Annotated in this window: 10 protein-coding genes and 1 pseudogene; 9 read left to right on the top strand and 2 right to left on the bottom strand. The window is 60.9% G+C overall.

Annotated features, from left to right (window positions below; translation table 11 throughout):
- Nucleotides 1-18: 18 nt before the first annotated feature.
- The 4 genes from E4021_RS15535 to E4021_RS15550 are packed head-to-tail and all read left to right on the top strand — an operon-like array spanning nucleotide 19 to nucleotide 5,193.
- Nucleotides 19-714, top strand: a complete 696-nt coding sequence (locus E4021_RS15535) for an L-ribulose-5-phosphate 4-epimerase (protein WP_136460300.1) — start codon at nucleotides 19-21, stop codon at nucleotides 712-714.
- Between the two features lie 16 nt (nucleotides 715-730).
- Nucleotides 731-2,236 carry an L-arabinose isomerase gene (gene araA, locus E4021_RS15540; RefSeq protein ID WP_211097040.1) on the top strand — a complete coding sequence of 502 codons (1,506 nt, stop codon included), beginning with the start codon at nucleotides 731-733 and terminating at the stop codon, nucleotides 2,234-2,236.
- A gap of 17 nt (nucleotides 2,237-2,253) precedes the next feature.
- Nucleotides 2,254-3,426 carry an aldose epimerase family protein gene (locus E4021_RS15545; RefSeq protein WP_136460302.1) on the top strand — a complete coding sequence of 391 codons (1,173 nt, stop codon included), beginning with the start codon at nucleotides 2,254-2,256 and terminating at the stop codon, nucleotides 3,424-3,426.
- 12 nt (nucleotides 3,427-3,438) lie between these two features.
- On the top strand, nucleotides 3,439-5,193 hold the full coding sequence (locus tag E4021_RS15550) for a sodium:solute symporter (RefSeq protein ID WP_211097041.1): 1,755 nt from the start codon (nucleotides 3,439-3,441) through the stop codon (nucleotides 5,191-5,193).
- A 339-nt stretch (nucleotides 5,194-5,532) separates the two neighbouring features.
- On the opposite strand, the gene E4021_RS15555 is transcribed toward E4021_RS15550, so the two are convergent.
- Together E4021_RS15555 and E4021_RS15560 are read right to left on the bottom strand one after the other, a co-directional pair.
- Nucleotides 5,533-6,282, bottom strand: a complete 750-nt coding sequence (locus tag E4021_RS15555; RefSeq protein ID WP_136460303.1) for an SGNH/GDSL hydrolase family protein — start codon at nucleotides 6,280-6,282, stop codon at nucleotides 5,533-5,535.
- Nucleotides 6,283-6,467: 185 nt separating this feature from the next.
- Nucleotides 6,468-7,568, bottom strand: a complete 1,101-nt coding sequence (locus E4021_RS15560; RefSeq protein WP_136460304.1) for a Gfo/Idh/MocA family protein — start codon at nucleotides 7,566-7,568, stop codon at nucleotides 6,468-6,470.
- Nucleotides 7,569-7,689: 121 nt separating this feature from the next.
- On the opposite strand from E4021_RS15560, the gene E4021_RS15565 reads away from it, so the two are divergent.
- From E4021_RS15565 to E4021_RS15585, 5 genes and pseudogenes are all read left to right on the top strand, one after another.
- The gene (locus E4021_RS15565) at nucleotides 7,690-8,736 is read left to right on the top strand and encodes an alpha/beta hydrolase (protein ID WP_136460305.1); all 1,047 of its coding nucleotides are present in this window, start codon (nucleotides 7,690-7,692) and stop codon (nucleotides 8,734-8,736) included.
- A gap of 92 nt (nucleotides 8,737-8,828) precedes the next feature.
- On the top strand, nucleotides 8,829-9,620 hold the full coding sequence (locus tag E4021_RS15570; protein WP_136460306.1) for a DUF547 domain-containing protein: 792 nt from the start codon (nucleotides 8,829-8,831) through the stop codon (nucleotides 9,618-9,620).
- Nucleotides 9,621-9,686: 66 nt separating this feature from the next.
- A pseudogene (locus E4021_RS18620) lies at nucleotides 9,687-10,569 on the top strand (helix-turn-helix domain-containing protein).
- Nucleotides 10,570-10,899: 330 nt separating this feature from the next.
- On the top strand, nucleotides 10,900-11,244 hold the full coding sequence (locus E4021_RS15580; protein ID WP_136460307.1) for a cyclophilin-like fold protein: 345 nt from the start codon (nucleotides 10,900-10,902) through the stop codon (nucleotides 11,242-11,244).
- Nucleotides 11,245-11,330: 86 nt separating this feature from the next.
- A complete protein-coding gene (locus tag E4021_RS15585; RefSeq protein ID WP_136460308.1) occupies nucleotides 11,331-12,128 on the top strand; it encodes a hypothetical protein in 798 nt (265 codons plus the stop codon).
- Nucleotides 12,129-12,132: the final 4 nt, after the last annotated feature.

A 12,132-nucleotide genomic window follows, 5' to 3' on the forward strand; every position in this document is an offset into this window, starting at 1 on the left:
TACCCAATTTACCCCAACATGGCTTACCAAGAACTGAAACGCGCGTGCTACGAGGCCAACCTCGAACTGAACGCCCTGGGCCTAGTGATCTACACCTTCGGGAACGTGAGCGCGGTGGACCGCGACCGCGGCGTCTTCGCCATCAAACCCAGCGGCGTGGATTACGACGCCCTGCGGCCGGAGGACATCGTTATCGTCGACTTCGACAACCAGATCGTTGAGGGCAACCTGCGTCCCTCCTCGGATACCAAGACCCACGCCTGGCTGTACCGCAATTGGGAAGAGATCGGGGGAATCGCCCATACCCACGCCACCTACTCCGTCGCTTGGGCGCAGGCGCAGATGGACATTCCCATCATGGGCACCACCCACGCCGACCACCTCACCGAAGACGTGCCCTGCGCCGCGCCGATGCGCGACGAACTGATCCAGGGCAACTACGAGCACAATACGGGTATCCAGATCACCGACTGCTTTGCCGAGCGCGGACTCGACTACCGGGAAGTGCCGATGGTACTGCTCGGCAACCACGGTCCCTTCACCTGGGGCGACAGCGCCACCAAAGCCGTTTACCACAGCCGCGTGCTGGAGGAAGTAGCCCGGATGGCCTACCTGGCCCGGCAGATCAACCCCGCTGCCCCCCGCTTGAAGGAGGCTCTCATCCGCAAACATTACGAAAGAAAACACGGCCGCAACGCCTACTACGGCCAATAACCCCGCCAACTGAATTATGAATAAGAACAGTCAAGAACTCTGGTTCATCACCGGAAGTCAACACCTCTACGGTGCCGAAACCCTGCAGCAAGTAGCGCGCCACGCCACCACCATGGTGGCCGGCATCAACGACCGGGCCGAGCTGCCGGTGAACCTCGTGGCACAACCGGTAGTGACCACCTCCGACGAAATCCTGAACGTTTGCCAACGCGCCAACACCGCCCCCGACTGCATCGGCGTGGTGGTCTGGATGCACACCTTTTCCCCGGCCAAGATGTGGATCCGCGGACTGTCGAGTCTCACCCGCCCCCTCTGTCACCTGCACACGCAGTTCAACGCCGAGATCCCCTGGGAGAACATCGACATGGACTTCATGAACCTCAACCAGTCGGCCCACGGCGACCGGGAATTCGGCTTCCTCATGTCTCGGATGCGGAAGAAGCGGAAGGTCATCGTCGGTCACTGGCGAAATCCCGCGGTCCTCAAAAAATTGAACGTATGGTCGCGGGTAGCCCGCGGCTGGGCGGAACTCCAGCGGCTGCAGGTGGCCCGCATCGGCGACAATATGCGACAGGTGGCGGTTACGGAAGGCAACAAGGTATCGGCCGAAATGCGCTTCGGCTTCAGCGTGAACGGCTACGCGGTAGCGGACGTCCTGGCGCACCGGTCGGCGGCCGGCAACGGGGCTGCGGACCGTCTTGTCGAAGCGTACGAAAACGCCTACCAGCTCTCTCCGGCCCTGCAAGCCGGCGGAGAGCAGCGGGAGTCCCTGCTCGAAGCCGCGCGGATCGAGCTTACGCTGAAGTCCTTTCTGGACGAAAACAACTTCGGGGCCTTCACCAATACCTTCGAGAACCTGGGAGAATTCAGTCAGTTGCCGGGCATCGCCGTGCAGCGTCTGATGGAACAGGGCTACGGTTTCGGTGCGGAGGGTGACTGGAAGACGGCCGCCCTCCTGCGGTGCATGAAGGTGATGGGCGAGGGACTTGCCGGCGGAACTTCCTTTATGGAAGACTACACCTACCACTTTACGCCCGAACGCTCGTACGTCCTGGGCTCCCACATGCTGGAGATTTGTCCGTCGATCGCCGCCCAACAGCCCAGCTGCGAGATTCATCCGCTGGGCATTGGCGGCAAGAGCGACCCGGTCCGGCTGGTGTTCGACGGTCAGCCCGGCAGCGCGCTCAACGCCTCCCTGATCGACATGGGCAACCGTTTTCGCCTGCTGGTCAATGAAGTGGAAAGCGTGGCACCACTGCAGAAACTGCCCAAATTGCCGGTGGCCCGGGTGCTTTGGGATCCCAAGCCGAACCTTGACGTGGCCGCCACTTCCTGGATACTCGCCGGGGGCGCGCACCATACGGTTTACACTCAATCAATTACTACTGAATACCTCGAAGATCTGGCCGACATTGCAGGCATCGAACTGCTCGTGATCGACGACCGTACCCGGGTCCGCGACTTCAAGAACGATCTCAACGCCAACGAGGCCTACTACCACCTTTTCCAGCACGGCTTCTGAGCCGCCAAACCAAGATCATGACACTCCCCAACGCCCTACCGCTTTTTTGCCTGTTGCTCCTGTCGCTGCTGCTTCCAGCCTGCGGGGATGATAATAACGACCGCCCGGTAGAAGAACCAGCCGACACCCCGGCCGCCTCCATTACCAAAAGCAGCTACGGCACAACGGCCGGGGGTGAGACCGTAGACAAGTACATCCTCCGCAACGCGGCGGGTATGGAGGTCGAGGTGATCACCTATGGAGGCATCATAACTTCGCTGACCGCCCCCGACTCAACTGGCAACTTCGAGAACGTCGTGCTGGGGTACGACAGCCTATCCCAGTACGAGGCCAGCAACCCCTACTTCGGTGCCTTGATCGGCCGCTACGGCAATCGGATCGCGGGCGGTAGGTTCTCGCTGAACGACCAGACCTACACCCTGGAAACCAACGATGGACCGAACCACCTCCACGGCGGCGTAACCGGCTTCGACAAGGTGGTCTGGACCGCCACGGAAGTACCATCGGACACGGAACCTGCACTACGCCTTACCTACCTGAGCCCGGACGGGGAAGGCGGTTACCCCGGCAACCTCAACACAACGGTCACCTATACCCTGCACGACGATAACCGTCTGGAAATAGCCTATTCGGCCACCACCGACCAGCCTACCGTAGTCAACCTGACCCAGCACACCTACTTCAACCTGTCGGGCGACCCTTCCGGCGACATCCTCGACCACGTGCTGATGATCGACGCAGACCAATACCTGCCGGTAGACGGCACCCTGATCCCCACGGGCGAAGTGCAAGCGGTAGAGGGTACGCCTTTCGACTTTACCGAACCCAAACCCATCGGCCGGAATATCGGGGACGACAATGAGCAGCTCCTCCGGGGCAAAGGCTTTGACCATTGCTGGGTACTTAACGAGCCGGGGGGTTCCGCGCCGGTGGCCACGGTTCACCACCCCGCCAGCGGCCGGTTTATGGAGGTGTTTACCGACGAGCCCGGCATTCAATTTTACAGCGGCAACTTCCTCGACGGCACCCTGCCCGCCCCGGGCGGCGGCACCTACGGTCACCGATCCGGCCTCTGTCTGGAAACCCAGCACTTCCCCGATTCTCCCAACCAGCCCTCCTTCCCTTCGGTGGTATTGGAGCCGGGCGATACCTACGCCACCACGACTACCTACTCCTTTTCCACTAAATAATCCCTTAACGCAATGTCCGTACTGGCCACTCTCGATTGGGTGATCATCACCCTGTACTTCGTTCTGATTCTCGGCATTGCCTGGTGGGTGATCCGGCAAAAGAACGACACCTCCGACGATTACTTCCTGGCCGGGCGCAACCTCGGCTGGTTCGTCATCGGTTCCTCCATTTTCGCCTCCAACATCGGCTCGGAGCACATCGTCGGGCTCGCCGGATCGGGTGCCACGGACGGCGTGGCCATGGCGCATTACGAGCTGCACGCCTGGTGCCTGCTGGTGCTGGGCTGGGTGCTGGCCCCGTTCTACATGCGGTCCAAGATCTACACCATGCCGGAATTCCTGGAGAAGCGCTTCAGTCCGGCCTCCCGCTGGGTGTTGTCGATCATCTCCCTGATAGCCTACGTACTGACCAAGGTGGCCGTGGGCATCTTCGCCGGGGGCATCGTATTCGGGGTGCTGCTGCCGGACGTCAACGTCATGGGACTGGACAGTTTCTGGGTGGGCTCCATTCTAATGATATTGCTGACCGGCGCGTACACCATCCTGGGTGGCCTCAAGGCCGTGGCCTACACGGAAGCCATCCAGACCGTCATCCTGATTTTCGGTGCGGTAACGGTCACCGTGTACGGTTTGGACGCCCTGGGCGGCTGGGGCGAGCTGAAGCGCATCGCCGGATCCGAGATGTTCAACCTCTGGAAACCCCTCGTCCCGGAGGGCGTGGAGGGCACCTGGGCGCCCGTCAAGACCGAAACCCGGATGGCGTGGTACTTTAATACCAATTACCCCTGGATCGGCATGTTGTTCTGCGCGCCGATCATCGGGCTGTGGTACTGGTGTACGGATCAGTACATCGTGCAGCGGATGCTGGGGGCGGCAAATCTTACGGAAGCTCGCCGGGGTACCATCGCGGCGGCCTTTTTCAAGCTGCTCCCGGTCTTCATTTTCATCGTTCCCGGCATCATAACCTTTGCCCTCGCGGCCAGCGGCAAGATGCCCCAATTGGCCGAGACCCTGCTCGACGCCGACGGCAACATCATCAACGCCAACGCCCAACAGGTCTTCCCCCTGCTCGTTGCGAAGGTACTTCCCGCCGGTATCCGGGGCCTGGTGGTCGCCGGACTGCTGGCCGCGCTGATGTCTTCCCTGGCCGGGGTATTCAACGCTTCGTCCACGCTGTTCACCATGGACCTCTACTCCAAATTCCGGCCCAACGTAAGCGAGGCCCAGCTGGTACGGGTAGGCCGCATTGCCACCGCCGTGATGGTCGTGATCGGCCTGCTGTGGATCCCGGTGATCCAGGGAAGCCGGGGGTTATATGACTACCTCCAAAGCGTACAGGGTTATCTGGCCCCGCCCATTTTCGTGGTCTTCTTCTTCGGGGTGTTTAACCGGCGCCTCAACGCCAAGGGGGCACTGGCGGCCATGCTGGTGGGCTTCGCCCTCGGCCTCTTCCGACTGATGATCGATACCCCGGTCATGCTCAACGAAGGCTTTGCCTACGCCGAGGGATCGTTCTTCTGGATCGTCAATAACACCTTCTTCCAGTACTACAGCCTGTTCATTTTCCTTGTTTCCGCTGCTACCATGGTGGGCGTGAGTTACGCTACCGAAGCCCCCCCGCTGATCAAGGTGCAGGGCCTCACCATGTCAACGGTATCCGACGAGCAGCGCGCCGAAACCCGCGCTAGTGTCCGGACGATCGATATCGTGTTCTCGGTATTGGTGGTCGTGCTGATCCTGGTGGCTTACCTGTATTTCACTGGGTAAGGTGAGGGCTCCACGGGCCTAACGGGTGGAGGGCCTCCAGGCCCGACTTTCCAAGGCCAGAGGGGTAATCAACAATCCAGGATGGGGCAACACTATACGCCGGGGCCCTGTTGCCGAGCGGGTGGAGGGCCTCCAAGCCCGACTTCCCAAGGCCAGAGGGGTAATCAACAATCCAGGATGGGGTAACACTATAGGCCGAGGCCCTGTTGCCGAGCGGGTGGAGGGCCTCCAGGCCCGAATCTTTATAAACGCGGAGCCCATTCCTCCATGCCCCCATAATCGATTCTACCCCAAAGGCGGTTTACACTAGCAGTACCTCCGACCGTCCAGTTCCAGCCCCTAGTATAGCCCCTCAAATGCTTCCATCCAGGCCCGGGCCATGACGTAGCTTCCGGCCAGACTGGGGTGCACACCGTCGTGGCTCCAATGTGCGGCGGGGGCCTCTTCCAGGGCTTCGTCGAATACCCGCTGGTAGGGGATCCACGCCGCGTCAAATTCGGCGGCCACGGCCCGCGCGGCCGACTGGTAGGTGGGGAATTCATTCTTCCACCGATCGTCCCCGACCGCTGAGCCGCCCCGGATAATGAAGGGTTCGCCGATGATGAACTTCACCTCAGGCAGGGCTTCGCGCGTGCGGTTGAGCAGGGCGGCAAAGTCCTTGCGGTACACATCTACCGTGCCGTCGTAGTTGCCGTTGAGCATGTGCCAGAAGTCGTTGACGCCGATCAGGATACTGACCACGTCGGGCTGCAGCGACAGGGCGTCGGCCTCCCATCTCTCGTCGAGTTGGTAGACCTTGTTGCCGCTGATTCCACGGTTGTAGTAGGTAAGGTCGGTTTCGGGATGCTCACCCAGCAGCATCGCCGCGACCAGGAGAGAATAGCCCACCCCCATTTTTCCGTAGTCGTTGGGTTCGGTCCGTTCGCGGTCGCGGCCGGCATCGGTGATGGAATCCCCCTGGAATACTACCGTAAGTTGATCGGGCAGATGATCGGACATTTTGCTTGGGCGCGTCAGGGCCGAACTCCCCGCCAGGGCGGCGGGCAGCAGGGCGGCGTTTTTGATAAAGTCTCTGCGATTGTTCGGCATGCTCATTGATTTACCGCCTAATGTACAAAGCGGCCTCCGGCCGCGCCAGTAAAATGCGGCCTCGGGCCGCGCCAGCAAAATGCGGCCTCAGGCCGCGAGAGCAAAATGCGGCCTCGGGCCGCGAAAGTAAAATGCGGCCTCAGGCCGCGAAAGAAAGATGCGGCCTCAGGCCGCGCACCCCTCTCCTACTCCAGCCGCACCGTCTCCCCCGTCCGGGCACTGCGTACCGCCGCGTCCAGTATCTCCACCACCGTCATATTATTCTCCAAGGCCGAAAGATCCGCCGGTGCCACCTCCACTTCCCCAGCGATCACCGCCGCCAGGTAGGCGAAGGGGTCGTCGTAGGGGGCCGGGCGTTCTTCCAGTGCCTGTTCCATTTCCGAGAAGCCATCGTACCCTTCGGGGATCCGCACCCGCAGGTCGTGGCGGTTGTCGGCGTAGATCACGCCGTCCAGCCCGTAAATTTCCATATCCTTACGACCAATGGTCCAGTTCCACGAGGCCTGGATCAGGGCCACAGCGTCCGGGTAGGTGAGGATGATCAGGGCTTCGTCGTCAACGTCCGGATTGTTCTCGGGCTGCAGTTGCTGGGTCACCGCCGTGACGGTCAGGGGGCGTTGGCCCTGCATCAGCCACGTCATGAGGTTGGCCCCATAGCACCCGAAGTCGGTGATGGCCCCGCCGCCGTTCTGCACCGGATCGGTGAGCCATTCCAGGAATTCCGGGTCGACGCCGATATTCTTCGGGCCGCGGTGGCCGTCGCGAATGACCACTTTGCGGATCTCCCCGACCAGGCTATCCTGCACCAACGCGTAAGCCCGGTGGTTGGTCGGGTACCAGGTGGTCTCGTAGTTGGTGAGCAGGTGGATGTCGTGCGCTTCGGCGAGGGCCTCCATCTTGCGGGCGTGGTCCATACTTACGGCCAGCGGCTTTTCCACCATTATATGGATCCCGCGCGGCGCGCACGCCTCAACCACCTCCAGGTGCTCGAAGATCGAACCAAAGGCCGTTACGGCTGCCGGCTGCTGCGCCTCGATCAGAGCCTCCAGGTCATCGTACACCCTTTCCATCGGGAAGTCGTACTGCTCGGCGTAGCGGCGGGCGAGGTCCCGGTTGGGTTCCGCGATGCCGACGATCTCGATCTCCCCCCGGCTTTCGCTGTTGAAGATGCCGTGGACGTGGGTATGCGTGAGCCCCGCTACCCCCACGCGAAGGGGTTCCCGCTGGGCGTAGAGGGCGGAGGTGAGCATGAGCAGCAAGGTAAGACAGGTAAGAATTCGGTACATAAGGCAGTGCGTTCGGTCCGCTACAAGGTAATCCAAGCCTTCCGTTTTTTTGGGCGGTGCACGCGGGTGCCGCGCCGGGTCGTGGCCCGGCCTACTTACCTTGCCGGAAAACCCCCGTCACATGTACCAAGGATGCTTACTCCTGCTCTGGCTCTTCCTCCCCATCCTGGTCCGGGCGCAGGATGCGGTGGAGAGCCGAGTGGTGGTCGACTCGATCTATTCAGCGAGCCTGGAAAACGACTATGGCGAAAACCCGACGCGCGCCGTGTCGGTCTACCTGCCACCGGGCTACGACGCCGGCACGCAACGCTACCCCGTGGTCTACTACCTGCACGGATTCCTGAACGACCACACGCTGACGCGGGAAATGATCGACGCCCTCGACTACGCCATCGCCCACCGGAAAGTGCGACCGTTCATTCTAGTGACGGCCGATAACCGCACCCGCATCGACGGCAGCTTCTACAGCAATTCGGAACTGTTCGGCAACTGGGAAGACTTCATGGCCTATGACCTGGTCCGCTACGCCGACAAAAATTACCGAACCATGCCCCGGCGAGAAAGCCGTGGCGTCACCGGTCACAGCATGGGCGGCTTCGGCGCGCTGAAACTCGCGATGCGGCATCCGGACATCTTCAGCAGCGTCTATGCCCTGAGCCCCGGCGGCCTCACGGTGGTCGGTGAGTACGGCCCCAACAGCAACACCTACCGGGAACTGGCCGCGATCGATAACATGGACGAACTCATGCGCTCCTACTTTCCCAAGGTGATCGTGGCCTTCGGACGGGCCTGGTCGCCCAACCCGGACAAGCCCCCCTTCTACGTCGACGTACCCTTTGCCTACGCGGGCGACAGCCTGGTAGTGCACCCTGAAGTACTCGAAAAGTGGTACGCGGAAATGCCGCTGCACCTCATCGACGACCACTTGCCGGCCCTGCAATCCCTGACCGCCATCGCCCTCGACTGGGGCCGCAACGCGGGCGACCGCTTCGTTCGCCAGTGTGAAATGTTCAGCCAGCGCCTCGAGAACGTAGGCATCCAACATTCAGCGGAAGAGTACATCGGCACCCACACCAGCGGGATCTTTACCCGCGACGGGCGCGTACCGAACGACATGCTACCCTTCTTCGATACGCACCTGACCTTCGCACCGGAAGGCGGACGATGAGGTTAGATGGCGGACCGAATCCAGCCCGCAGCGGACAATCCCCGATCAAAGCTTCCCCGTAGGTGTTGGGTAACCATAACCCCCGACCGACCATGTATCGCCTGCTCCTGCTTCTTCCTTTCCTGCTCCTGACCTGTAGCCGCTACCAGGCCGCGGGCGACTTCTCCGCCGAACAACTACAGCCCTCGCCGAACGAACTGAGCCAGGACTTTCTCCGGGGCCTCCGGGCCGGCACCGACGTTTCGGACATCGTAGACCAACTCGCGGGCTATGAGCCCGGCGAACTGGCCGCCGCGCTGGATACCCGCGATCAGCGACTGGCCTTCTGGGTCAACGTCTACAACGGCATGGTGCAGTACCTGCTTACCCAAAAGCCAGAGCTCTACGACGACCGGTCCGACTTCTTCAGTACCCCCCGGTTTACGGTGGCCGGGCAGGAACTGAGTCCGAACGAAATCGAGCACGGCATCATCCGCGGCGGGGAAAACCGCTTCGGACTGGGCTTCGTTCCCCAGCTGTTCTCCAGCAAGTTTGAACGCACCTTCCGGGTCAAGGGCGGCGATTCCCGCGTGCACTTTGCCCTCAACTGCGGGGCCAGCGACTGCCCCCCCGTAGAGATATACGCACCGGAGACTTACGACCAGCAGATCAACGCCCGCGTGCGCAGCTACCTGGCCGAGCACTCTGAAATCCAGGAGCGCGACGGCAAGCGGGTACTGGTGACCTCCCCACTCTTCTCCTGGTTCAAGGGGGACTTCCGCGACCACGATGGCGTGGACGACTTCCTGGTGGAATACGGCGTGCTGGAAGAGAACGAGAAGGACATCAAGCGCGAGTACGAGAATTACGACTGGACCCTGGAAACCGGCATTTGGGCGAAGTAGGCTCCGCCTAATTGTTTACCTAATCCGGGCCCCTGCGCGTTCTTTGATTACCTTACCTTTGGTACTATGCGTACCCAATCAGCCCGATCGGTCTCCGCCTTCAACACCGAACTCAAGCTGCGTGGCTTCAAGGCGTTCCAGATTGAGGAAGACGGCGCGGCTACCCGCGTGTACAGCAGAAAGGATTTTTACAAGATTTGCCTGACCACCGGTCGTAGCGTCATCCACTACGCCAGCCGCAGCTTTGAGCAAGAAGGCACGGTACTCTTTTTCGGCAACCCCCACATTCCCTATTCCTGGGAAACAAAGTCCCGGACCTATACCGGGTATACCTGTCTGTTTTCGGAACATTTCCTGCAACTGGCGGAGCGTTCCGAGGCCATACTGCAATCCCCCCTCTTCCGGCTTGGGGGCACCCCGGTCCTGACCATTGATCCCGAGCGGCGAGAATTCCTTACCGCCATCTTTCAAAAAATGATTGATGAGCAGCAAACGGACTATCAATAATAAAGACGAGTTGATCCGGAATTACATCCAGCTCATCGTCCACGAAGCGCTCAAGCTGCAACCGGCGGCCGAGCACACCGAATCGTCCGGTACCGCCGCATCCCGGCTAACTGCCGTCTTCCTGGAACTCCTCGAACGGCAGTTTCCGGTTGAGACTCCCGACCGGCCGCTGGAACTCAAAAGCGCGCAGGACTACGCCCGCCAATTGTCTGTCCACGTCAATCACCTGAACAGTTCGGTAAAGTCCGTAACCGGCAAGACCACGTCTGCCCACATTTCCGACCGTATCGTCGCGGAAGCCCGCGCCCTGCTCGAGCATACCGACTGGAACATCAGCGCGATTGCCTACGCCCTGGGCTTTGAGTACCCCACCTACTTCAGTAATTATTTCAAGAAGGTTACCGGCCAGTCGCCGCGGGCCGTGCGTCAATCGTCGCTTTGAATGTTATATGTTTTCCTTTGGCGACCGTAAGTCGGCAAAGCAGAGCCACCCTAATTTTGCGGGTAAATTAATCGCGGTTCCAGCAATACTCGCGTGGATAACAATTCTCCCGGGGCGAGTTGTATATCAGCCAATCCGTTCCGCAGCCGCCCGACACCGCCAGCCAAACGATCAAGCATGCTTACTAAATCACGGCTCTCCCTGTCACCGGCATTCATTCTGCTGTGCGGCCTGCTCACCTGCGGGGGTGCCGCAGCGTGCGGCCAGCCAACCGAAAGCCCTCTACCCGGGGCCCCCGCGCCGGAGGCCCCGCCGCTCAATCCTTCCAGTATGAATATCAAAATTGGCACCGACTCTTTTACGGTTAGCCTGACAGAATCGGCAACCGTCGCCGAATGGCTATCCCTCCTGCCCCTGACGCTCGACATGAAGGACCTGAACGCCAACGAAAAGCACGCGGAATTGCCCCGTGCCCTGCCCACCTCTCCCGTCGACCCGGGCAGGGTTCAGGCCGGGGACGTCATGCTCTACGGCAGTTCCACCCTGGTTATCATTTACGAGTCATTCCCCACCTCCTACCGCTACACCAAACTCGGCCGGATACAGGAGGCTACCGGCCTTAAGGCGGCCCTCGGTAAGGGGTCCGTGTCGGTACGGTTTGAGGCGGGTCAGTAAGCCACGCAGTTCCGTCCAACTCCGTTACCCGATACCCCTTGCCGGAATGCCGACACCCCCGACGGCGGGTCAATCACCGTATTATCATGCTCAAGAAAATACCACTGCTTGTCCTCTGCCTGTCGGGCCTGATGGCTCCGGCAGGTGCCCAGACCGCCGACAGCACCGCACGCGTCGGTACGATTTCGGGGGCGGCGGGCGTCACCCACATCGGGATTTCCCTCATTCCCAGCTTCTCGCTGGAGCAGCCGGCCGCCATCTTCAACCTTGCCCTGACCCGGGGCCGGTTCAGTTTCGAACCGGAGTTCACCTTCTCCTGGGAGGGGAAACCCTGGTATGCCCTGTTCTGGTTCCGGTATCGGCTACCGCAGGCCGGCCGGTTCAGGATGGGCGTCGGTACCCACCTCGGCCTGAACCACATCAGCGCCACCTGGCCCGGCAACCGCAATCCCAGCGATGTCATTCTTACCGAGCGCTATCTGGTGGGTGAGCTCAGTCCTTCTTACGCCCTGAGCGAAAGGGTGAGCTTAGGCGCGTACATGTTATTCGCCCGCGGATTCAATGTGGGCACCGACCAGCTAACCCAGTTCATTACCCTGAATTCGGTAATATCCGACATCCCTCTCTCCGGAAAATACCGGCTTACCGTGGTGCCACAGGTCTATTACTTGAAGCTGTATGGCGACCGCGGGTTCTACGCCACTTCCTCCTTTACGGTCCGCCGGCGGGGCAGCCCACTTTCCCTGTCTTCACTTATCAATAAGGTGATCCAGACCGATATCGCGGGCAGCAAGGATTTTCTGTGGAACCTCACGCTCACCTACTCCTTCGGGCGCGGGGAGGTGGTGCGGACCTTCCCTTCGCCCGCCGTGCCGGCCGAATGAACCG

The organism is Neolewinella litorea (genome assembly GCF_004803465.1).
Classification (GTDB): domain Bacteria; phylum Bacteroidota; class Bacteroidia; order Chitinophagales; family Saprospiraceae; genus Neolewinella; species Neolewinella litorea.